The organism is Kitasatospora sp. NPDC001119, assembly GCF_053598475.1.
The window spans coordinates 56,659-78,009 of sequence record NZ_JBSFKI010000021.1 but is presented as its reverse complement, the minus strand read 5'-3'; the positions used below and the strand labels follow the sequence as shown (position 1 = coordinate 78,009).

Here is a 21,351-nt window from a genome sequence, read left to right as displayed (position 1 = left end):
TCCGTTTCCTATGCGGGTGGGAGGAGGTGTGCGGCTTCACGTTCGAAGTACGCCAGAACGTCCTCGCCCACCCGGTGGAGATCCGCGAGATATCCCTCCCACCGGAGGACGAGATCGGGATCGGTGTGCCTGATCGCACCGGCCGGAATTCCCGCCTCCGAATACCGCACCTGATAGAGCGTACGGCCGCCGAGAACGACGATTTCCGGCAGCTGTCCGAATTCCTCGGAATCGGCCAGTTCCACGGCGTCGACCATACGGACGCGCTCCCCGCATTCGGCTCGGATCCGCAGCGAGTGCAGCTGCCAGCGCAGGTAGTCCGTCCACGGCCGCTCGACCACCCGCACCCGGTGGAAGAAGGACCGCCGCGCCGCGTCCTCCCGCCCGATCGCGAGCAGCGCCGGGCGCCGGTCCTCCAGAAGTCGCAGCGCCTCGCCCCAGTCGCCGCGCCGGGCGGCCTCCCAGCTCGGACTGCCCTGCTCCTCGAAGTACTGGCGTCGCTCCAACTTCCACGAGTCCCGGCCGCGGATCAGCGCGTCCCGCTCGCGGAAGTCACGCTTGTAGTCGTCCCGGGCGAGGAGCTCGCCCCATTCGGGCCGCAGCTCGGGGGCGTTCCGATCAGGCATCCGGGATGTCCGCCTTCACCGTGCTCACCATGAGGCCGGGGATGACGACGAGCCGCTCACCCGGGCCCAGGACGACGCCTTCGGGGAGCCGCCCGCGGTAGTCCTCCGTGAGGTCGCGACCGATGACGGCGACATCGCCGTTCGAGAGCTGCCAGATGTCCGGGCATTCGTCCTTTCCGTCGGACGATTCCAGTTCTTTGGCGGATTTCCCGAGGCGTTTCTGCAACGAAGCGGAAGGGTCGGCTTCCCATCGGCGAGCCATGCCTGCCCCCCATTGGTATTGCTCTCGGCGCGGAACCATGGTTGCCGCATCTTACACCTGACGGGGAGCCAGGAGAATGTTCAGTACATTCGCCATGTACTCCTAAATGATCACCATCGCGGGCACATCGGTCCCCTGTGCGACAGAGACTCCGGGCACGTGGGCGTCGCACGCCACCTCAGGGCGTGCGCGTCCCGTCGAGGTAGGCGAGGACGGCGAGGACGCGGCGGTTGTCGTCGTCGGAGGCGCCGAGGTTGAGCTTGGCGAAGATGTTGGAGGTGTGCTTGCTGACGGCGCCCTCGCTGAAGTGCAGCCGTTGGGCGATGGCGGCGTTGGAGCGGCCTTCGGCCATCATGGCGAGGACGTCGCGTTCGCGCGGGGTGAGGAGGGCGAGGGGCTGGTCGTCGGCGTTGCGGGCGAGGAGGCGGGAGATGACCTGGGGGTCCATCACGGTGCCGCCGGCGGCGACGGTGTGGACGGCGTCGACGAACTGGTCGGCCTTGGAGACGCGGTCCTTGAGGAGGTAGCCGACGCCACCGGTGCCGTCGGCGATCAGCTCCCGGGCGTAGAGCTGTTCGACGTGCTGGGAGAGCACGAGGACCGGCAGGCCGGGCCGTACGCGGCGGGCGGCGAGCGCGACCTGGAGGCCCTCGTCGGTGTACGTGGGGGGCAGGCGGACGTCGACCACCGCGATGTCGGGGCGGTGTTCGGCGATGGCGGCGGCCAGTTCGGGGCCGCTCTCCACCGCTGCGACGATCTCGTGCCCGTGGGCACTGAGCAGCAGGGAGAGGCCGTCCCTCAGCAGGACGAGGTCCTCGGCGAGGACAACACGCACGGTAGCTCCATGATCAGCCTGGTCGGACCCCCCGGGGGGCTGGTCAGCGTGAGCGTACCGTCGAACGCGGCCAGTCTGCGCCGGATGCCCCGCAGGCCGCTGCCCCCGTCGGGGTCGGCGCCGCCGCGGCCGTCGTCGGTGACTTCGGCGCGGAGCAGTCCGGCGGCGTGGGTGAGGTGCACGGTGGCGTGCCGGGCTTCGCCGTGCTTGACGGCGTTGGTGAGCGCCTCGCTGACGGCGAAGTAGACCGCCGACTCCACCGGCGCCTCGGCCCGTCCGGGCAGTTCGGCCCGGACCTCGACCTTCAGCGGGACGTCCAGCGCCAGCGCCCGTACGCCTTCGACGAGGCCGCGTTCGGCGAGCACCGGCGGGTGGATGCCGCGGACCAGGTCGCGCAGTTCCTGGAGCGCCTGGGTGACGTTCTCCTGGGCGTCCGTCGCCACCTGCTTCGCCTGGCCCGGGTCGCGGTCGACCAGTGCCGCGACCGCGCCGAGGCGCAGGCTCACCGCGACCAGTCGGGCCTGCGCGCCGTCGTGCAGGTCCCGTTCGATCCGGCGCAGTTCGGCGGCCTGGGCCTCGGTGGCGTCCAGCCGGATCTCGGTGAGCTGCTCGACCCGCCGGGCGAGCCGGGAGCGTTCGGTGGGGCCGAGCAGGGCGCGGGTCCACCGGCCGTGCAGGCGCAGCGCGGGCCGGGCGAGGGCGAGTCCGGCGGCGATCGACACCGGGCCGAGGAGGCCGAGGAGCAGCGCGACCGGGCCGCCGAACGGCAGGTCGTACGGCAACGGCGCCTGGACCACCCCGTACAGGCCGGCGCCGACCAGCAGCACGGGCAGGGCCGCGATGCCGCCGCCGACCAGCGGGTCGGCGAGCACCCAGAGGACGTCGCGCCAGGTCGCCGGGTCGGTCCAGAGCCAGCGGACGTCGAGGGACATGCCGGCGAACCAGCGGTTCCGGTGGTAGTCGTGGCCGGTCCAGTACCAGCCGTGGAGGGTGCGTTCCAGGGCCGGGCGCGGCCGGTACGGCGGCGGTACGGGCACCTGCGACCAGTGGCCGGCCGCCCACCGGGCGGCTCCGGCGGCGGAGCGGACCATCCGGGTGGCGGTCGGGAAGAACGGGAAGATCCCGAGGCAGCCCCAGATGACGAACGACAGCAGGAAGACCGTCGTCAGCCCCACCCCGACCGGTATCAGCAGCGTGAAGGCGGCGAGCCGCCCGAGCGCCCGTACGGCGGCGCGCAGCTCGCGCGCGGCGCCGCGACCCGGTTCGGCGGTGTCCGGCTCACGGGCGGCTGGGGTCTGCGGGCTGCTCACGGGGCCTCCGGTCGGATTCGGTCGTACGGGCCGTTCATGATCGCAGCCGTCCGCTCGCACGTCCCCCCGGGCACCACCCCCCGCTGACCGCGAGTCAGCCGGCACGCCCCCAGCACGAACCCGACCGCCACCGGTAGGTACCGGGCCAGGAACCAGCTCCGATTGGCCGGCGCGAAGACCGACCTCCCACCGCCACCGCGCCCCGAACCGCTTGCGCAACCCCGACAGCCGCAACACCGGAGTCCCTGCCCCGCGCGCACCGTTCCGTACACCTCGCCCTCCCCGCATCACCACGCCCGCCCGCAACCTCGGACGGCACGCGCTCAACGCTAGGGACGGCGGCGCGACGGCAGAATCCACCTGCACCCCGCCTGGGGGTGGGGCTGGACCCACCCCGCCCCCAGCCCGCCGCCGACGCCGACGACCACCCGGCGGCGAAACGCGCTTGGCCTGATCGAGGAAAGCGCGACTGCGTCGAAGCTCGCGGCCGCCGACAGCTCTGAGCACAGTTTCGACGTGTGGTCCCTCAGCGGGATCTCGCCTCGCCCCCCGAGGGAGCTCCGTCAGGGATGGTCCGGGTCGGTGACGAACTCACGGTCCTCGTCAGCGAGGTCGACCGGCAGCGCCGCCGCCTCCTGCTCTCCCCGGCAGGCCTCGAACACGGGAGCCGGTGACTCAGACCCAGGGTGCCCCGCCCCGCCCGTCCGCCCACAGGGCGAGCGCCCGCTGGTCGACGGCGCGGATGCCGACCTGGGCGCAGAACGCGGCGGCGGCCTTGGTGAAGGAGCTGGTCGTCACCACGGCGGCCAGGTCGCAGTGGTGCACGTCGCGGTAGGTGCCGTTGACCTTCTGGACGTCCTGGGAGCCGACGAAAGTCCTCGGCCCGTACCGCTTGGCCTGGATGAGGATCCGCTGCCCGGCGGGGGTGGTGGCGAGGACGTCCGCCGCGAGGTCGCCGGCCCCGCCGACCACCTTCACCTTCGTGCAGCCGTCCCGGCGGCACAGGTCCGCCAGCGCGTGCTCGAAGGCCTTCGGGGTCATCGCCAGGAACGGCCCGATGTGCCGCAGTCGGGCGGTCCGCGCGTCCAGTTCCCGCTGCCGGGCCCGCGCCCGCGAGCGCAGCACGGCGGCGCCCGCTCCCGCGCCGACGATGAGGAACGCGGCGACCAGCAGCAGGTGTTGGGCCAGCCACTGGACCACCAGCGTGCCCAGCACGACCGCGACCAGCGCGGCCGCCCCCAGCAGCGGCGTGTTCTGCTTCAACCGGCGGGCGACGGTCGACCGACGCCGCCGAACAGGCCTACGGGCCACGACACTCCCCCTCACGCCACGGTGTCCGGACGAGCCTAGGAGCAGCCGTCCCCGTACGCCCGCGATCCGGACGAACTCCTGCGCCTGGGCGGCCGAGTTGACCGGATTTCGGCATCGGCGGCCGAACCGTCCCCTTCAGTGGCCGCCCCCGTGCCTGCGGGGAGGACGCCCTCCGACCTGCACCGCACAACAGCCTTTGCCATTTCTTGACTATGCTGCGGTGCCGAGGCCGCCGGGTCGGGCGGCGTCATGGGACGTGCCCGTCGCGCGGTCGTGCCATTCCTCCAGTGGCGATGGACCGCTGCGGTCCGGGCTCCCCGGGTGTCGCAGTACAGAACACCGAACTCCCGGAAGGCTCCCCACCATGACCGCTCTCTCCTGGCTGTCGCGGGCTGCGACGACCGTGCTGCTGATCCTGGAGACGGTGGCGGTGGTGATGTTCTTCTGCATCGCGGTCCCGTTGTTCTACAACGGGACCGGGTTCGAGGACGAGGTGGCGCCGAAGCCGCAGTGGGTGCCGTATGTGATGGGGGCCGCCGGGTTCGCGATGGCCGGGATCAACGCGTTGGCGGTGCGCGGGGTCTGGCGCCCGCGGCCCGGCTGGAGGCTCCTGGCGGCGACGGCCGGGGTGCAGGTGCTGCTGCTGGCGTTCACCGCGCTGTCGGGCGAGTACCTGTTCGGGATCTTCGCGGCGGCGGCGCTGCCCGCGCTGGGCTCGGTGGCCGCGTTCGCGCACTGGAGCGACCTCCGCCGAGCCGACGCGCGGGCCGACGCGCGGGCCGACGCGATGACCGACGCGGGCTGACGGGGCCGACGCGGGCCGACGGAAGCCGCACGGGCCGACGGAGCCGGCTCAACCCGCCCCGCCCCTCCCCCGCGCGCGTTCCTCGACGTACTCCTTGAACCGCCTCAGATCCCCCTTCACCCGCCGGTCGACCTCGCCCCGGACGTCGGCGGCCTGCTCCCCCGGGCCCGCGGGCCGGAGGTCGACGGCGAGGGTGACCCGGGTGTGGCCCGGGTCGAGCCGCCGGAAGGTCACCACCTCCTTCCGCTCGGCCTCGCCGTCCATGCCCCGCCAGGCGATCAGCTCCTCCGGTTCCTGGTCGACGATCTCGGTGTCGAACTCGCGGGTGATGCCGTCGATGCTGGTCTGCCAGTGGTTGTGGCGGCTGTCGAGCCGGCTCACCGAGTCGACGCCCTCCATGAAGCGCGGGAACTCCTCGGCGAGCGTCCACTGGTTGTAGGCGGCGTGCAGGGGGACGGCCACGTCCACGGATTCCTTCACCATGCTCATGACGACCTCCTCGTACGGCGCGGCCGGGGCCTTCCCGCCCGTCTGCGCGCGCCCGTCTGCACGCCTTCCGCCCCCCTTCCTGTACGCCTGCCCGTCCGGCATCGGCGCAACCGTCCGGCACCGGCGCAACCGTCCCGCGCCCGCGCTACGAGCCGCTCCGCTCGCCGGGCGCGGTGCGCGGCCGGTCGCCGTCGGCGAGGTGCCGGGCCACCGTGGCGAGGTCGGTGCCCAGTCGCTGGGCGGCTCCGACCAGCAGGCTCAGCGCTGCGTGCGGGGTGACGTCGAACCGCTCGGCGGTGAGGCCGATGGCCAGGCCGGTGGCGTGCCGGCGGTCGAGGAGGTCGGCCACGGCCCGGGACAGCGCGAAGCGGTCGAGGGCGGCCGACGCTTGGAGGGCGAGCACCTCCACCAGCCCGAGGGCCGGTGTGCCGGGGTCGACCGGGGTGCGCAGGTAGGCGCTGAACACGGTGCAGCCGTGCGGGTGGGTGCGCAGGTGCGCGCCGGCCACGGCCCGTACGCCGCAGCGCCGGGCGCGGTCGGCGAACCGGTCCGGCCGGCCGGGGTCGAGCCGGACGACGATCTGGCCCTCGCCCTGGCGGCGGAGCCGGGGCAGCGGGCCGCCGTCCGCCCCGCTCTGGGCGCGTTCGAGGGCGAGCAGGTAGGACGGGGTCGCCGCGAAGGTCTCGACCGAGCCGTCGTCGTGCCAGGTGCTCACGGCGGCGCCCACGCAGTCCGGGACGGTGACCCTGGTCAGCTGCACCACGTCGTGCAGGCTGGGCAGGGGCGCGGCCCGTACCCGCTCGCGGGCCGCGAGGTCGCCGAGTTCGGCGAGGAGCGCCGCCCGGGCCCGGTCGGTCGCCGGGGCTCCGGCCGCCGCCCCGCCGCCGTCGGCCGGGCCCTGACGGGCCAGCAGCATGCGGGCCCGGGCGACCGCGCGGACGGCGTCGGCCTCGCCCGTGTAGATGCCGATCGTGTAGCAGACGTCGCGCAACCGCTGCCGGGCCTCCGGCGAGCTCGACGGGGACAGGGCCTCGTACTCCGCGACCAGTCGGCCGAGGGCAGCGACATCCACCATGGGCATGAGCACCTCCGTGTGTTTACGGAAAGTATGCGCCGATCACGCAGCGAAACCGCACCCCGGGTCCCCACCCCGCACGTCGGCCCGCCCCACCGCCTCAGCCGCCGCCCTCGCGCCCGCCGCCGGAACCGCTCCCGGGCCCGCCGTCAAGCCCGCCCCCGGAAGCGACGGCCTCGGGCTCCCCGCCGCCCCACCCGGGCGCGTCCCGGTCCTCCAGTTCCTCGCGCAGCCAGGCCAGGGTGGCGCTGAGCAGCCGGGAGACGTGCATCTGGGAGACGCCGATCCGGTCCGCTATCCGGGACTGGGTGCACCCGTCCCAGAAACGCAGCTTGAGGACGGTCTGCTCACGCTCGGGCAACCGGGCCAGCAGCGGGCGGACGGCGGTGCGGAAGTCGGCGAGTTCGATGCCGGGGTCGCAGCCGCCGAGCCGGTCGAGCAGGGCGCTGCCGGTCTCGTCGGTGTCCTGGTCGCGCAGCGCGTCCAGGGAGCTGGGGCGGTAGACCCGGCCCGCCAGCAGCCCCTCGGTGGCCTGTTCGACGGTGAGGTGCAGGTCCTCGGCGATCTCCTCGGGCCGCGGCAGCCGGCCGAGCTCCTGCTCCAGGCGGTCGGAGTCGCGGGCGACGGACAGGTACAGCTCCTGCATGCTGCGCGGGACGCGCACCGGCCAGGAGGTGTCGCGGAAGAACCGCTTGATCTCGCCGGTGATGGTGGGGATCGCGTAGGTGACGAACTCGACGCCGCGCCGCGGGTCGTAGCCGTCGACGGCCTTGATCAGGCCGATCGTGCCGACCTGGAGGATGTCCTCCATGTCCTCGGCCCGGTGGCGGAAGCGGGCGGCGATGAAGCGCACCAGCGGCATGTTGAGCTCGATGATCGTGCCGCGGACGTAGCTGTAGGCGCGGGTCTCCCGGACCAGCCCGGCCAGCCGCTCGAACAGCGCATCGCTCAGCTCCCGCGCCTCGGACTTCCCCATGCGGCGGAGTTCGGCCGCCGTGGGCCGTCGCGGGAGGTCGGGCGGCAGGCCCGAGGGGGCCGCTTCCCAGCCGGCTGTTTCCAGGTGGACGGACACGTGATCGCTCCTGGGCGCCGGGGTGAGCGCCCGGCGCCACGTACGGCCCGCACCTCGTGCGGCGTGTCACGGACTTCTCCCCCGGGACCCGTGCCCGGCCACTGCGGGCGCGGCCCCGGTGGCACCGGCCCCGGCGGCACCGCCCGAGGTGCTGGAGCAGCCGGAATCGCACGGCCGCTGTACGACTGGTCTACCCCGGGATCCGGCTCCGAACGCACGTTCCAGGAGCTTTCCTGCGCCGCCGCCGCCGGCGCCCGGCAGCGCTCAGTGATCGAGCGGACGAGGCCGGCCCGGCCACCCCGGCCACCCGGGCTGCTGGGGCCACCCCGGCCATCCGGCCGGCTCCGGCCGTCGCGGCCGGACGTACTCGACCAGCTGCATCATCCCGAGGTCCTCGTGCTGCAGCTGGTGGCAGTGCAGGACGGTGCGGCCGGTGAAGTCCTCGTACTTGACCAGGAGGGTGACGGTGTCGCCCGGCTTGCCGCCGGTCAGGTCGACGGTGTCCTGCCACACCGGCGGGTCGAGCCGTTCCCCGTTGCGGTGGGTGACGAGGACGTGGTTGGTGTGCAGGTGGAAGGGGTGGTGGAAGATCGGCATGGTCTCGTCGGTGTGGATGGTCCACCGTTCGACGGTGCCGAGTTCCAGGGTGTGGTTGACGTACTCGGGGTCGAACAGGCCGTAGGCGGGGTCGCGGGTGAGGTCGCCGCCGGGGTCGGCCGCGGGGGTCGGGTGGCTGCCGAGGACGCGGTAGGCGTTGGGGAACGGCTGGGCGAAGACCTTCGGGTCGACGTGGAAGACCACCCTGCGGTCGCCGCCGGGGTTGGCGATGTCCTTCTCGTCGAGGAACGGCATGCCCTGCGGCAGCGAGGTCGGCAGCTCCATGGGCGGCTGGACGGCCTCCCCCGCCACCTCGACCGTCATCAGCGGGACGGGCACGCCCTTGGCCCGCAGTTCGTACGTCCCGGCCTCGCCGCCCCGGACCAGCACGTCGGCGCGGTTGCCCACGCCCAGCGGGACCACCTCGGCGGCGACCGGCGCGGGGAAGGTCACGCCGTCCATGGCGATCTGGTGCAGCGTCAACTTCTGTTCTCCATCGGTGACCTGGAGCGAGAGGGCGGTGAACGCGGTCGCCGCGACCAGGCGCCAGCGCTGGACCTCGCCGGGGCGCAGCACGAGGACGGGGTTGACCTCGCCGTTGACGGTGAAGGTGGGCGGGACGGCGGCCAGGGCGTCGCCGGAGGTGAAGTCGGGGACCCTGCCGCCCTTGAGCCGGAGTTCGTTGATGCAGACGACCAGGTCGGCGGCGGCCTTGATCTGCGGCACCTCGTCGACGTCGCCCTCGATGACGATGACCCCGGCCATCCCTCCGGCGATCTGTTCGGTGGTGGCCCCGTGCGCGTGCGGGTGGTACCAGTACGTCCCGGCCGGATGGCCGGCCGGGATCTGGACGGTGGTCAGGTACCGCGGCTCCGGGGCTCCGGCCGCGGCCTCGTCGGCGGTGCGCGGCGGGAACGCGCGCAGGATGTTGTCGGCGCGCCCGGACGGCGAGACGTGCAGGCCGTGGGTGTGCAGGTTGAAGGTGTTCACGCGGTGCGGCCGGTTGTGGCCGCCGTGGTGCGCCGGGCCTGACATCCCGGGCATCCCGGACATCCCGGCTGGGCCGGCCGGCTCGACCGGGTTCGGCGGCAGCCCGTTGACCTGGGTCAGCCACAGCACGTCCCCGGCGCGCGCCCGCAGGGTCGGCCCGGGGATGGTCCCGTTGTAGGTGCGCGTGGTGACCGTCCCGTAGCCCGGGACGGAGAGCGTCGTGAACCGTACGTCGAGCGTCTGCTCGAGCACCGCCGCCGGCCCGCCGTGGGCCGACCGGGCGCGCCGGACGACGGGCTGCGGGAAGGCGGCGGCCGCCGCCGCGGGCCGGGCGAGGATCCCGCCGGAGCCGGCCGCGAGGGCGGCTCCGGGGACGGCCTTGAGCACCGATCGGCGACTGATTCCGACATTTTCTCCCATAACCGGGCAATGTAAGTCGGGTCCGGTACGGCAACGGTCAGGCACACCGCGCGCCGGCCGGGGGTTGGGCCTTCCGTACCACGCTACGAACGTTCCGGGTGGGTCAGGTTGGCCCCGGTGCGGGGGTCGAAGACGTGGATGCGCGCCGTGTCCACCCGCAGGTCCAGCGGGCCGCCCTCGGCGGCCCGGGTGGCGGGGTTCAGCCGGGCGACCACCCGGTGCTCCCGCATGCCGGTGTCGGCCCGGCCCGAGTCGGCGGCGAGTTCGGCCAGCTCGGTCAGTTCGGCGAGTTCCGCCAGTCCGGCGAGGCCGCCGGGGCCCCGGGCCGCCGCCGGGCCGCCCTCCTCCGCGAAGTGGACGTAGACGTCCGAGCCGACCGACTCCCGGACCTCGACGGTCACGGTGACGGTGACCCCTCCGGCGTGCCCCTCGACCAGGGCGGCGTCCTCGAAGTCCTCGGGGCGGATGCCGACGACCAGTTCGCGCGGCGCGTCCGCGCCCTCCAGGGCGCGCCGGGTGCGGTCGTCCAGCGGCAGGTCGCCCAGCGAGGTGCGCAGGGCGCCGTGCTCCAGCGCGGCGCCGAGGAAGTTCATGCCGGGCGAGCCGATGAACCCGGCGACGAAGAGGTTCACCGGCTCGTCGTACAGTTGCTGCGGCGAGCCGACCTGCTGGACGACGCCGGAGCGCATCACCACCACCCGGTCGCCGAGCGTCATCGCCTCGACCTGGTCGTGGGTGACGTAGACGGTGGTGGTGCCCAGGCGGCGCTGGAGGGCGGCGATCTGGGTGCGCATCTGCACCCGGAGCTTGGCGTCCAGGTTGGACAGCGGCTCGTCCATCAGGAAGACCTTGGGGTCGCGGACGATCGCCCGGCCCATCGCGACCCGCTGGCGCTGCCCGCCGGAGAGGTGGGCGGGCTTGCGGTCGAGGTGCCGGGTGAGGTCCAGGACGCGGGCGGCCTCCTCGACCTTGGCGGCGATGGTCGCCTTGTCGACCTTGGCCAGGCGCAGCGCGAAGCCCATGTTGTCGCGCACGCTCATGTGCGGGTAGAGGGCGTAGCTCTGGAACACCATCGCGATGTCGCGGTCCTTGGGCGCGCGGTCGTTGACCACCTCCCCGGCGATCCGCAGGGTGCCCTCGGTGATGTCCTCCAGCCCGGCGATCATGTTGAGCGTGGTGGACTTGCCGCAGCCGGAGGGGCCGACCAGGATCACGAACTCGCCGTCGGCGATGGTGAGGTCGACGTGGCGCACGGCGAGGGCGCCGTCGGGGTAGCGCTTGGTGATGCCGTCGAGGACGATCTCGGCCACGGTCCGCCTTCCTGGCCCGCCGGGTGGGGCGGGCTCTTCCTGGGAAACCCATCCTGGGAAAACTCGATGTCGGGCTCAGCCCTTGACGGCGCCGGCGGTGAGCCCGGCGACGATGCGGCGCTGGAACAGCAGCACGAAGACCACGATCGGGATCGTGATGATCACCGCGGCCGCCGCGATCGAGCCGGTCGGCTGCTCGAACTGGGAGCTCCCGGTGAAGAAGGCGATCGCGGCCGGGACCGTCCGGGCCGAGGTGGTGGAGGTCAGCGAGATCGCGAACAGGAAGTCGTTCCAGCAGAAGATGAAGACCAGGATGCCGGTGGTGAACACCCCCGGCGCCGCCAGCGGCGCGATGACCAGCCGGAACGCCTGCCACGGCGTGGCGCCGTCCACCTTGGCCGCCTTCTCCAGGTCCCAGGGGATCTCCCGGAAGAACGCCGAGAGCGTGTAGATCGCCAGCGGCAGCGAGAAGGTCATGTACGGGATGATCAGCCCGGGCCAGGTGTCGAACAGGCCCAGCGCCCGCTCGATGCCGAACAGCGGCGAGACGAGCGAGATCGGCGGGAACATCGCGATCAGCAGGGACACCCCGATCAGCAGCCGCTTGCCGGGGAAGCGCAGCCGGGCGACCGCGTACGCGGCCATGGTGCCGAGCGCGACGGCGACGGTGGTGGCGATCAGCGCGATGCCGATCGAGTTGACCAGGGCGCGGGTGAACTCCGAGGTCTGGAAGATGCCGCGGTAGTTGGCCAGGGTCCACCGGCGGGGCACGAAGGCGCCGTCGGAGAGGGTGCTCGGGTCCTTGAAGGACAGCGCCACGATCCACCACACCGGGAAGAGCGCGTAGAGCACGACCACCAGGTTGGCGATGCCCCAGCCGGTCAGGGCCCGGGCGGGCCGGCCGCTCATCGCCGCTCCGGTTCCGCGCCAGGCGTGGCCGCGCCGAACAGCTTGACGAAGACCAGCGCGATGAGCGCCACGCAGACGAAGATCAGCACCGAGATCGCCGAGCCGATGCCCAGGTTGAGCGCGGTGAAGAGGTTGTCGTAGCCGAGGATCGACACCGAGCCGGTGCCGTTGGAGCCGCTGGTCAGCACGTAGATGTTGTCGAAGATCCGGAAGGCGTCCAGGGTGCGGAAGAGCAGCGCGACCAGGATCGCGGGCTTCATCAGCGGCAGGATCACCAGCCGCAGCCGCTGCCCGGAGCTCGCGCCGTCCACCATCGCCGCCCGGACCGTCTCGTCCGGGACGAGGGCCAGGCCCGCGAGCAGCAGCAGCGCCATGAACGGGGTGGTCTTCCACACCTCCGCGAGGATGATCAGACCGACGGCCGGCCACTGCTCCGTCAGCGGGGCGCTGCCCTCCGGCAGCAGGGCGGCCAGGTAGCCGGTGCCCGGGGTCCACGCGTACTGCCAGGAGTAGGCCGCGACGACGGTGACGATCCCGTACGGCACCAGCACCGCGGTGCGCACCGTCCCGCGCCCGAAGACCGTACGGTGCATCACCAGGGCGAGCGCCAGGCCGAGCACCAGCTCGACGGCCACCGACACGGCGGTGATCAGCACCGTGACGCCGAGCGCCTGCCACCAGAACGGCGAGGTCAGCACCGCGCCGTAGTTGGCGAGCCCGACCCAGTGCGCCTGGGCCGGGAAGCGCAGGTCGTAGCGCTGAAGGGACAGGTAGACGGCGTAGCCGATCGGGTAAGCGGTCACGGCGAGCATCACGACCACGGCGGGGGCGCACAGCAGCAGGCCCAGCCGGCTCTCCTGGCGGGCGCCGCGCGAGGGCCCGGCCGGTCCCTGGCCGGCCGCGGCCTCAGCGGGCGGTGGCCCGGGAACGGGCGGTGTCACGGAATCAGCCCCTTCGAACCGAGGGCGTCCCGGATCTGCCCGCGGAGGTCGGCCACGTCCTTCTCCGGGTGGATGCCGGCGGGCGGGGAGAGGGTGTGCGAGATCGCGATGGAGACGTTCTGGTAGGCCGGGGTCTGCGGCCGCACGCTGGCGGAGTCGAGGGCGGCCAGCACGTCGGCGGCGAACGGGTAGCTGGCGGTCAGCTCGGCCGTCTCGTACAGGCTCCGCAGCGAGGGCGGGAGGCCGCCCTTCAGCGCGTTGGTGAGCTGGTTGTCGCGGTCGCGCAGGCAGAGGGTGGCCTCGGCGGCAAGGTCGGGGTGCCGGCTGTAGGCGCCCACCGCGAGGTCGATCCCGCCGATGGTGACGCTGGCGGGGCGGTCGGCGCTCACCGCGGGGTACGGCGCCCAGCGGAAGTGCGGGAACAGCTCCGGCCGGTTGGCCTTCATCGAGGGGTAGACGAAGGGGTAGTTGAGTTCGAAGGCGGCCGTGCCGGACTCCATCGCGAGCCGGTTCTGGTCCTCCATCTGGTTCGACAGCGAGGGGTCGGCGGCCACCGAGGCCGCCAGGTCGCGCATCACCCCGGCGGCCGTGACGGCGGGCGTCCCGAGCGAGGGCCCCTGGGCGTCGGGGGTGAGGATCGAGCCGCCCGCGCTGGTGACCAGCGTGTTGAACCAGACCGTCAGCCCCTCGTACTGGGCGCCCTGGATCTCCACGAGGTGCGGCTTGCCCTCGCGGTCCAGCTCCCGGGCCTGGGAGAGCATCTCCGCCCAGGTGGCGGGCGGGGTCGGCACCAGGTCGTCGCGGTACCAGAGCAGCTGGGTGTTGGAGTTGTACGGCACGGCGTACAGCCGGTCCTGCCAGGTCGCGGTCCGCACCGCCGCGTCGAGGGTGTCGGCGGTGGCCCGCTCGCGCATCGCCCCGGTCCACTCGCGGATCCAGCCGGCCTCGGCGAACTCGGCGGGCCAGGTGACGTCCAGGCCGAGGACGTCCACGCCGGTGTCGTGCGCCGCCATCCGGCGCACCAGCTGCTGGCGCTGGCCGTCGGCGCCGCGCGGCAGCTTGTTGTAGCGGATCGTGTAGCGGCCGCCGGACTGCTGCCCGCAGCGGTCGGCGGCCTGCTGGAGGGCACCCGAGTCGTCCGGGAAGTTGTACCAGTTCAGGGTGACCGGGCCGCCGCTCCCACCGTCCCCGCAGCCCACCAGGGCGGCGGCGAGCACGGCCAGTCCGGCGGCGGCGCCCGCCCACCGCGAGCGGAACGTGGGGACCCTCGGCATCGTTCTCCCGGGCTGAAAGGACCGGCTGGGGCGGAGCGCTCGGAACGGCGCGACCGGCACGCGGCGGTTCGGCCGACCCTAGCCCGGCGCCCCCGCCCGGCCCGGGCGTGCCGCGCCGCCGCCCGGCCGACCAGCCGGACGGCGGAACCGGGCCCGTCCCGTCACCCACCGCGACCGGCGACGGCTCCGGGAGGCGCCGGTCCGGGCCGGCGCGGATACTGGCCGCACCGAGACCTCCGGGGGCTGGGGCCGCACCGGAACCGAGGAGCACGCCGTGACCGGACCCGTCGTCGTCGGATTCGACGGCTCACCCGAGAGCCTGGCCGCCGCCGCCTGGGCCGCCCACGAGGCGCAGCGCCGCGGCCTGCGCCTGGACGTCCTCCAGGCCTGGCCCCGGCCGAAGCAGATCGCCCCCGGGAGCAGGCCCGGCGACCACTCCGCACTGGCTCAACTCGCCGAGCGCGAGCGCGAGTTGCGCACCCTCGCGCCGGAGGTCGAGGTCACCGCCGGCTCCGTGGCCGGCGATCCCGTCGAGGCCTTGGAGGCCGCCGCGCACGGGGCCGCCCTGCTGGTGCTCGGCTCGCGCGGGCTGGGCACCCTGCGCGGCTTCCTGGTCGGCTCGGTGAGCCAGGAGGTGCTGCGCCGGGCGGACTGCCCGGTGGTGCTGATCCGGGCCGGCGGGGACGAACCGGACGGCGCGGTGACGGTCGGCCTCGACCTGGCGCACCCGGCGGACGAGGTGCTGGCCTTCGCGTTCGAGGCCGCCGCGCTCCGTTCGGCGCCGCTGCGCGTGGTGCACGTCTGGTCCCCGCCGGCCGGCAGCGAGTACATGTCCTACGGGGCGATCGGCGGGCTGGAGGGTGAGGTCTCGGCCGTCGAGCACGACGGCCTCGCCCGGGCCCTGGAGCCCTGGCAGGCCCGGCACCCCGAGGTGACGGTGAGCACCGACCTGATCCGCGGCAAGGCCGCCGTCGAGCTGGTGGACGCCGCCGCGACGGCCCGGCTGCTGGTCGTCGGCCGCCGCATCCGGCGGATGCCGCTGCGCCACCACCACCTCGGCCCGGTGGCGCACGCCGCGATCCACCACGTGCACTGCCCGGTCGCCGTCGTCCCGTACGGCTGACCGCGGTCCTCCCGTACGGCTGACGGCAGCCGGGTACGGCCGACCGGGTGGCCGGGCGCGCTACAGTCCGGTCCATGAGTGAGTCCACCGCCCCGCCGTTCGGGAACTTCGCCACCGCCGTACCGGCCCTGGAGCTCGGCGCGGAGCTCGCCGCGCCCGTCGCCGACGCGCTGAAGAACTGGGACGCGCCCGGAGCGGCCGCCTCGGTGCTCTACGTGGACAGCGACCCGGAGCAGGCGGACACCGCCGTGTTCTGCGCGGCCTACGACGTGCCGCCGGAGTTCTCCGCGAACTGCGTGGTGGTCGCCGCCAAGCGCGCCGGGGAGGTGACCCTGGCCGGGTGCCTGGCCCTGGCCACCACCCGGGTGGACGTCAACAGGGCGGTGCGCACCCAGCTGGGGGCGCGCAAGGCGTCCTTCGCGCCGATGGACACCGCGGTCGAGCTGACCGGCATGGAGTACGGCGGCATCACCCCCGTCGGCCTGCCCGGCGGCTGGCCGCTGCTGATCGACGAGGCGGTGGCCGCGGCCCCGTACGTCCTGGTCGGCAGCGGCCGGCGCCGGGGCAAGCTCATCCTGCCCGGCTGGGCCCTGGCGGAGCTGCCGGGCGCCCTGGTGCTGCCGGGCCTGGCCGGCTGACTGGCTGACCGGCCCGCCGGCGTCAGCGCACCCGGGGGGCGAGGCCGACCGGGCAGACCACCGGGGTGCCGTGCACCGGGTCGGTGAGGATCACGCTCTCCACCCCGTACAGCTCGCGCACCAGCTCCGGGGTGACGATGTCGCGCGGCGCGCCCTGGGCGGCCACCCGGCCGTCGCGCATGGCCACCATGTGGTCGGCGTAGCGGCAGGCGGTGGTCAGGTCGTGCAGGACGAGGACGACGGTGCGGCCGCGCTCGGCCGTCAGGCCGCGCACCATCTCCAGCACCTCCAGCGCGTGGCCCATGTCCAGCGCCGAGGTCGGCTCGTCCAGCATCAGGATGTCGGTGTCCTGGGCGACGGCCATGGCGATCCAGGCGCGCTGGCGCTGGCCGCCGGAGAGGGTGTCCAGCGGGCGGTCGGCCAGCTCGTGCAGGTCGGCGGCGGCGAGCGCGTGCTCGACCGCCTCGGCGTCGGCGGCGGACCACTGCCGCAGCAGGCCCTGGTGCGGCTGGCGGCCGTAGCGGACCAGGTCGCGGACGGTCAGCCCGTCCGGGGCGGTGGCGGACTGCGGCAGCAGGCCGATGATCCGGGCGATGGCGCGGGTGGACAGCGAGGTCAGCGGCTTGCCGTCGAGCAGCACGGCGCCGGAGCGCGGGGCGATGGTCCGGGCGAGGCCGCCGAGCAGGGTGGACTTGCCGCAGCCGTTCGGGCCGACGATGACGGTGACCTGCCGCTGCGGCAGTTCGAGGTCGAGCTCGCGCACCACGATGGTGCGGTCGTGGCCGAGGCTGAGCGCGCTGGTCGCCAGCCGGGGCGCTCCGTCGGCGGCCGTCACGGTCCCGGAGGATTCAGCGGTCGCGGGGCGGGCGGTCATGCGGTCCTCCGGGGACGGGTGGTGAGCAGCAGCCAGAGCAGGTACGGGCCGCCCACGACGGCGGTGACCAGGCCGGCCGGCACCTCCAGCGGCGACAGGAGGGTGCGGCCGATCAGGTCGGCGAGCAGGGTGAAGGCGGCTCCGGCGACGGCCGAGGTGAGCACCGGCACACAGCGCGGTCCGGCGATCCGGCGGGCGGCCTCGGGCGCGGCGAGCGCGATCATGCCGAGCGGTCCGGCGACGGCCACCGCCAGGCCCGCGCAGACCACCGAGACCAGCAGGACGCCGACCCGCAGGCCGCGCACCCGGACGCCCAGCCCGGTGGCGACGGCGTCGGAGAAGCGCAGCAGCGACAGCCGGCGGCCGAGCAGCACGGCGGCGGGCAGGCAGGCCAGCAGGCCGAGTTCGAGGTAGCCGACGGCGTCGGCGTCACGGCTGTTGAGGGTGCCGACCGTCCAGGCGTAGGCGGCGTTGGCGGAGTCGATGGCGGCGCGGGAGAGCATCAGGTTGGTCACCGCGCCGAAGACCGCGCCGATGCCGAGGCCGACGACCAGGAAGCGGTAGCCGTTGCGGCCGGCCCCGCCGCCGAGGGCGAAGGCGAGCGAGGCGGCGGTGGCGGCGCCCGCCAGGGCGGCGGCGGAGGGCAGCAGCTGGGTGGCGACGCCGGTGACGGAGGCGACCGCGAAGGCGGTGGCGCCCTCGTTGAAGCCGACGGTGTCCGGGGTGGCCAGCCTGTTCTGGGCGAGGGTCTGCATCAGGCAGCCGGCGACGCCGAGGGCCGCGCCGACGGCCAGTGCGGCCTCGACGCGGGGCAGCCGCAGCTTCTCCACCAGCAGCACGTCGCGCGCGGTGCCGTCGCCGAAGGCCGCGCGCAGGGCGGTCACCGGGTCGAGGTTCGTCTCGCCGACGGCCAGGCAGACGGCGGTCACCGCGACCACGGCGAGCAGCAGGACGGTGCAGCCGAGCAGCGGCCGGACCGGGACGAGCACCGAGCGGCCGCCCAGGGCGAGCAGCCGGGTGCCGGGCGGCACGGGCGGCGCCGGCCGCCGGGTCGCGGCCGAGGGGCCGTCGGGTTCCACGGCGTTCTCTGCGTCGTTCTCTGCGGTGGTCTTCACAGGGGCCTTCACAGGGGCCTTCACAGCGCGGGCATTCGGTGCGAGCGGACGACGGCGACCAGCACGGGGGCGCCGCACAGGGCGGTCATCACGCCGAGCGGCATCTCGTACGGGCGGGCGACCAGCCGGGAGGCCACGTCGGCGAGCAGCACGACGGCCGGCCCGAGCAGGGCGGAGACGACGAGCAGCCGGCGCAGGTCCGGGCCGACCAGGGCCCGGGCGGCGAAGGGCACCACCAGGCCGACGAAGGAGACCGGTCCGGCGATCGCGGTGGCGGCGCCGACCAGCAGGGCGACGGCGGTCACCGCGAGGGCGCGGGCCCGGCGGGGCTTGTGGCCGAGGCCGGTGGCGACGTCGTCGCCGAGGCTGAGCGCGGTCAGCGCCGGGCCGGAGAGCAGCGCCAGCACCAGGCCGAGCAGCAGGACCGGCAGTACCGCGAGCAGTTGGTCGGTGCCGCGGCCGGCGACCGAGCCGATGGTCCAGAACCGGATCTCGTCGGCGGCCCGGGCGTCGGAGAGCAGCAGCACGGAGGAGCCGGCGTTCATCAGCCCGCTCAGCGCCGCGCCGGCGAGCACCAGCCGGACGGGGTCGTCGCCGGTGCCGCGCAGCCGGGCCGCGCCGAGTGCCAGCAGGCAGCCGGCGCCGGCGCCCAGTACGGCGACGTACGGGCCGACGCTGGCGGCGCTGGCGCCGAGCACGATCGCGATCACGACGGCGAAGGAGGCGCCGGTGCTGACCCCGAGCAGGCCGGGCTCGGCCAGCGGGTTGCGGGCGGCGGCCTGGAGGACGGTGCCGGCCACGCCGAGCGCGAGCCCCACCGCGAGGGCCACCGCGGTGCGCGGGGCGCGCAGGTGGAACACGGTGAACCGGGAGTCGGAGTCGCCGTCACCGAGCAGGGTGGAGAGCGCCCGTGACGGTCCCACGTCGCCCGCGCCGAGCAGCAGGCTCGCCAGTACGGCGAGCAGCAGTATCGCGCCGGCGGGCAGCAGTCCGCGCAGCAGGAGTGATCGGAATGTCACACCGGGCCTCCCCGTCAGGGCCTTACGTATGGTTAGGCTAACCTCAGAAAAACGGTTCGCCCGTAAACTACCATTTCTCGGAGAACACCCATGCTTGGCACCCGCTTTACCAAGACCCTGCTCGGCGCGGCCGTGGTCGGCGCCCTCTCCCTGGGCCTGACCGCGTGCGGCTCCTCGGGGTCCGGCGGGTCCGCGGGTGACTCCGGCTCCTCGTCCACCGCCGCCGCGAATGGCGGCAAGCGCAGCATCGACACCGCCTTCGGCGCCGTGGAGGTCCCGGCCGAGGCCAAGCGGGTCATCGCCCTCGGCGACACCTCGCTGGACACCGCCCTCGCGCTCGGCGTCACCCCGGTGGGCACCAGCTCCAGCCGCGGCGGCACCACCGCCCCCGCCTACCTGAAGGCCGACAGCATCCCGCTGGTCGCCACGGTCAAGGAGCCCAACCTCGAGGCGATCCTGAAGGCCACCCCGGACCTCATCCTGGCCTCCTCCGGCATCGAGAAGTCCCAGTACGACAAGCTCTCGGCGGTCGCCCCGACCATCGTCCCCAAGGCCGGCGACTGGCGCGAGGTGCTCGCCGTGTACGGCGACGCGCTCGGCCACAAGGCCGACCTGGCCGCCAAGCTGGATGCCCTGGACAAGCGCGCCGCCAAGGCCGGCGAGGGCAAGAGCGGCAGCGCCGTGGTGATGCGCTGGATGCCCAACGGGCCGATCGTGATGAACACCACCAACATGCCCGGCGACCTGCTGAAGAAGGCCGGCGCCGGCACCATGCCGATCGCCGACGGCCTGGGCGCCCAGCCCCACTCGGACCCGCTGTCCCTGGAGAACCTCAACAAGGCCGACGCCGACCGGGTGTTCGTCGCCACCCTGAACGCCGAGGGCGAGAAGGCCCTGGAGACCGCCCGCAAGCAGGAGGCCTTCACCCGCCTCAAGGCCGTCGGCACCAACCAGCTCATGGGCGTCGACGGCCAGGTGTGGAGCAGCAGCTCCGGCCCGATCGCGGCGGAGAAGGTCGTCGAGGACATCGAGAAGGCCTTCGGCGCGAAGTAACCGCGCCCGCCGGGGAATTCCCCCCCCCGGAGTTCTGAAGGGCCGTCACCGGAGCGGATCCGGTGACGGCCCTTCCGCCGCGGGCTCGGCACCGCCGAACGGGTCGGCAGGGGCGGCTCAGCCCAGCAGCTTCGCCACCACCCGGTCGAGCACGCGGATGTCCTCCGGCGGCAGCGCGAGCAGCGCGTCCGGCGGGGTGCTGAGGATCCCGGTGGCGATCGCGGCCTTCGCCTCGCCCTCCTCGGTGAGGTGGACCAGCTTGGAGCGCCGGTCGACCGGGTTGGTGATGCGCTCGGCGAGGCCGCGCCGCACCAGGTCGTCCACGATGACGCTGGTGTACGGCGGGTCCGCGCCCAGCCGCTCGGCCAGCTCCCGCAGGGTGATCGGGCCGGCGACGAGCCGGCGCAGCGCCCTGACCCGGCTGAAGCTCATGCCGAGGGCTTCGGCGACGCTCTTGCGGCGGTCGTAGCGTTCCAGCACGAGGGCGTTCATCCCCTGCCAGACCCGGGCCGCCGCTCCGGCCTCGCTCCCGCTCCCCTCCGGGTGCCCGCCGCTGTCCAGGCGCTCCATCAGGCGTCCACCATCCCCTTCGTCCGCTCGGCTTCCTCGGCCGCCTCCTCGGCGGCGAGCCGCTGCGCCGCGCGTTCGGCCGTCGCCCGGGCCCAGCGGCCGGAAGTGAGCGTACCGGCGCTGCGATCAATCTCGCTCGCATCGACGCCCACCTCACCGAAACACCACGAGCCCGCACCCGCACCAGCCACTTCGCAGTACTCGGCCCCGCCGAGCTGATGCTCAGCGGGGCCGAGTAACGCCACCCCGAATTAACCAACAGCGTCAGTCCCTCCCGGCGGGGCGCGGCCGTTCGGGCCCGTGGTCAGGCCTTCTTCACCACGCTGGACTTGAGCTGCATCGCACCGAAACCCTCGACGCGGCAGTCGATGTCGTGCCCGTCGACGCCGTCCACCAGGCGGATGTTGCGCACCTTGGTGCCGGCCTTGATGCCGGAGACGCTGCCCTTGACCTTGAGCGCCTTGACCACCGTCACGGTGTCGCCGTCGCTCAGCACGTTGCCGACGGCGTCCTTGATCACGCGCTCGCCGGCCGGCGCTCCGGCCTCGTCGGCCCCGCCGGGCACCCACTCGTGGCCGCACTCGGGGCAGACCATGAGGGCGTTCATCTCATAGGTGTACTCGCTGGAGCACTGCGGACACGGGGGAAGGTTGTCGCTCATGGGATCAGGATATCCAGGCCGTACGGATCCGGTCCGCGCGGCGAACGGCGAGGTCAGCGGGGGTTGCGCGCG

23 protein-coding genes are annotated in these 21,351 nt (G+C 73.8%); 4 read left to right on the top strand and 19 right to left on the bottom strand.

Annotated elements, in window-relative coordinates:
• Nucleotides 1-8: 8 nt before the first annotated feature.
• From ACWDD9_RS25360 to ACWDD9_RS25340, 5 genes are all read right to left on the bottom strand, one after another.
• Nucleotides 9-626 carry a DUF6879 family protein gene (locus ACWDD9_RS25360; protein ID WP_449812728.1) on the bottom strand — a complete coding sequence of 206 codons (618 nt, stop codon included), beginning with the start codon at nucleotides 624-626 and terminating at the stop codon, nucleotides 9-11.
• Nucleotides 619-888, bottom strand: a complete 270-nt coding sequence (locus ACWDD9_RS25355; protein WP_449812727.1) for a hypothetical protein — start codon at nucleotides 886-888, stop codon at nucleotides 619-621. The genes ACWDD9_RS25360 and ACWDD9_RS25355 overlap by 8 nt, the downstream gene beginning before the upstream one ends.
• Before the next feature lie 178 nt (nucleotides 889-1,066).
• Entirely contained in the window at nucleotides 1,067-1,723 is a 657-nt protein-coding gene (locus ACWDD9_RS25350) for a LuxR C-terminal-related transcriptional regulator (RefSeq protein ID WP_387972519.1), read from the bottom strand.
• Nucleotides 1,687-3,033 (bottom strand): histidine kinase, encoded by a 1,347-nt coding sequence (locus tag ACWDD9_RS25345; protein WP_449812726.1) that lies wholly within the window; start codon nucleotides 3,031-3,033, stop codon nucleotides 1,687-1,689. The genes ACWDD9_RS25350 and ACWDD9_RS25345 overlap by 37 nt, the downstream gene beginning before the upstream one ends.
• Before the next feature lie 675 nt (nucleotides 3,034-3,708).
• Nucleotides 3,709-4,296 (bottom strand): restriction endonuclease, encoded by a 588-nt coding sequence (locus ACWDD9_RS25340; RefSeq protein ID WP_053112029.1) that lies wholly within the window; start codon nucleotides 4,294-4,296, stop codon nucleotides 3,709-3,711.
• Nucleotides 4,297-4,708: 412 nt separating this feature from the next.
• Here ACWDD9_RS25340 and ACWDD9_RS25335 point away from each other — a divergent pair, with 412 nt between their 5' ends.
• Nucleotides 4,709-5,149, top strand: coding sequence for a hypothetical protein (locus ACWDD9_RS25335; RefSeq protein WP_449812725.1), 441 nt, complete (start codon nucleotides 4,709-4,711; stop codon nucleotides 5,147-5,149).
• A 48-nt stretch (nucleotides 5,150-5,197) separates the two neighbouring features.
• Here the strand turns inward: ACWDD9_RS25335 and ACWDD9_RS25330 are convergent, their stop codons facing one another.
• From ACWDD9_RS25330 to ACWDD9_RS25295, 8 genes are all read right to left on the bottom strand, one after another.
• The gene (locus ACWDD9_RS25330; RefSeq protein ID WP_449812724.1) at nucleotides 5,198-5,638 is read right to left on the bottom strand and encodes an SRPBCC family protein; all 441 of its coding nucleotides are present in this window, start codon (nucleotides 5,636-5,638) and stop codon (nucleotides 5,198-5,200) included.
• A gap of 145 nt (nucleotides 5,639-5,783) precedes the next feature.
• Complete coding sequence (locus ACWDD9_RS25325) at nucleotides 5,784-6,713, bottom strand: DUF5133 domain-containing protein (RefSeq protein WP_449812723.1); 930 nt, start codon at nucleotides 6,711-6,713, stop codon at nucleotides 5,784-5,786.
• 100 nt (nucleotides 6,714-6,813) lie between these two features.
• Nucleotides 6,814-7,785: a SigB/SigF/SigG family RNA polymerase sigma factor gene (locus ACWDD9_RS25320; protein ID WP_449812722.1), complete on the bottom strand. Its 972-nt coding sequence runs from the start codon at nucleotides 7,783-7,785 to the stop codon at nucleotides 6,814-6,816.
• Between the two features lie 264 nt (nucleotides 7,786-8,049).
• Nucleotides 8,050-9,792, bottom strand: coding sequence for a multicopper oxidase family protein (locus ACWDD9_RS25315; RefSeq protein ID WP_449812721.1), 1,743 nt, complete (start codon nucleotides 9,790-9,792; stop codon nucleotides 8,050-8,052).
• A gap of 83 nt (nucleotides 9,793-9,875) precedes the next feature.
• The gene (locus ACWDD9_RS25310; RefSeq protein WP_449812720.1) at nucleotides 9,876-11,102 is read right to left on the bottom strand and encodes an ABC transporter ATP-binding protein; all 1,227 of its coding nucleotides are present in this window, start codon (nucleotides 11,100-11,102) and stop codon (nucleotides 9,876-9,878) included.
• A 75-nt stretch (nucleotides 11,103-11,177) separates the two neighbouring features.
• Nucleotides 11,178-12,011 (bottom strand): carbohydrate ABC transporter permease, encoded by an 834-nt coding sequence (locus ACWDD9_RS25305; RefSeq protein ID WP_375875480.1) that lies wholly within the window; start codon nucleotides 12,009-12,011, stop codon nucleotides 11,178-11,180.
• A complete protein-coding gene (locus ACWDD9_RS25300; RefSeq protein WP_449812719.1) occupies nucleotides 12,008-12,952 on the bottom strand; it encodes a carbohydrate ABC transporter permease in 945 nt (314 codons plus the stop codon). The genes ACWDD9_RS25305 and ACWDD9_RS25300 overlap by 4 nt, the downstream gene beginning before the upstream one ends.
• A complete protein-coding gene (locus ACWDD9_RS25295) occupies nucleotides 12,949-14,226 on the bottom strand; it encodes an ABC transporter substrate-binding protein (RefSeq protein ID WP_449812718.1) in 1,278 nt (425 codons plus the stop codon). The genes ACWDD9_RS25300 and ACWDD9_RS25295 overlap by 4 nt, the downstream gene beginning before the upstream one ends.
• A 274-nt stretch (nucleotides 14,227-14,500) precedes the next feature.
• Between ACWDD9_RS25295 and ACWDD9_RS25290 the strand changes: the two genes are divergently transcribed.
• Nucleotides 14,501-15,349 carry a universal stress protein gene (locus ACWDD9_RS25290; protein ID WP_449812717.1) on the top strand — a complete coding sequence of 283 codons (849 nt, stop codon included), beginning with the start codon at nucleotides 14,501-14,503 and terminating at the stop codon, nucleotides 15,347-15,349.
• A gap of 74 nt (nucleotides 15,350-15,423) precedes the next feature.
• Nucleotides 15,424-15,987: a YbaK/EbsC family protein gene (locus tag ACWDD9_RS25285; RefSeq protein ID WP_387972543.1), complete on the top strand. Its 564-nt coding sequence runs from the start codon at nucleotides 15,424-15,426 to the stop codon at nucleotides 15,985-15,987.
• 22 nt (nucleotides 15,988-16,009) lie between these two features.
• On the opposite strand, the gene ACWDD9_RS25280 is transcribed toward ACWDD9_RS25285, so the two are convergent.
• From ACWDD9_RS25280 to ACWDD9_RS25270, 3 genes are read right to left on the bottom strand one after another with little or no spacing between them, the layout of a single operon-like run.
• Nucleotides 16,010-16,861 carry an ABC transporter ATP-binding protein gene (locus ACWDD9_RS25280; protein ID WP_375875484.1) on the bottom strand — a complete coding sequence of 284 codons (852 nt, stop codon included), beginning with the start codon at nucleotides 16,859-16,861 and terminating at the stop codon, nucleotides 16,010-16,012.
• Complete coding sequence (locus ACWDD9_RS25275; protein WP_199823156.1) at nucleotides 16,858-17,976, bottom strand: FecCD family ABC transporter permease; 1,119 nt, start codon at nucleotides 17,974-17,976, stop codon at nucleotides 16,858-16,860. The genes ACWDD9_RS25280 and ACWDD9_RS25275 overlap by 4 nt, the downstream gene beginning before the upstream one ends.
• A gap of 20 nt (nucleotides 17,977-17,996) precedes the next feature.
• Nucleotides 17,997-18,995 carry a FecCD family ABC transporter permease gene (locus ACWDD9_RS25270; RefSeq protein WP_079272857.1) on the bottom strand — a complete coding sequence of 333 codons (999 nt, stop codon included), beginning with the start codon at nucleotides 18,993-18,995 and terminating at the stop codon, nucleotides 17,997-17,999.
• A gap of 90 nt (nucleotides 18,996-19,085) precedes the next feature.
• Here ACWDD9_RS25270 and ACWDD9_RS25265 point away from each other — a divergent pair, with 90 nt between their 5' ends.
• Entirely contained in the window at nucleotides 19,086-20,048 is a 963-nt protein-coding gene (locus tag ACWDD9_RS25265; protein ID WP_449812716.1) for an ABC transporter substrate-binding protein, read from the top strand.
• Between the two features lie 117 nt (nucleotides 20,049-20,165).
• Here the strand turns inward: ACWDD9_RS25265 and ACWDD9_RS25260 are convergent, their stop codons facing one another.
• The 3 genes from ACWDD9_RS25260 to ACWDD9_RS25250 all read right to left on the bottom strand — a co-directional run bounded on the left by ACWDD9_RS25260 (nucleotide 20,166) and on the right by ACWDD9_RS25250 (nucleotide 21,279).
• Complete coding sequence (locus tag ACWDD9_RS25260; RefSeq protein ID WP_117486839.1) at nucleotides 20,166-20,618, bottom strand: MarR family winged helix-turn-helix transcriptional regulator; 453 nt, start codon at nucleotides 20,616-20,618, stop codon at nucleotides 20,166-20,168.
• On the bottom strand, nucleotides 20,618-20,770 hold the full coding sequence (locus ACWDD9_RS25255; protein ID WP_158077791.1) for a hypothetical protein: 153 nt from the start codon (nucleotides 20,768-20,770) through the stop codon (nucleotides 20,618-20,620). The genes ACWDD9_RS25260 and ACWDD9_RS25255 overlap by 1 nt, the downstream gene beginning before the upstream one ends.
• 152 nt (nucleotides 20,771-20,922) lie before the next feature.
• Nucleotides 20,923-21,279: a zinc ribbon domain-containing protein YjdM gene (locus ACWDD9_RS25250; protein ID WP_117486841.1), complete on the bottom strand. Its 357-nt coding sequence runs from the start codon at nucleotides 21,277-21,279 to the stop codon at nucleotides 20,923-20,925.
• Nucleotides 21,280-21,351: the final 72 nt, after the last annotated feature.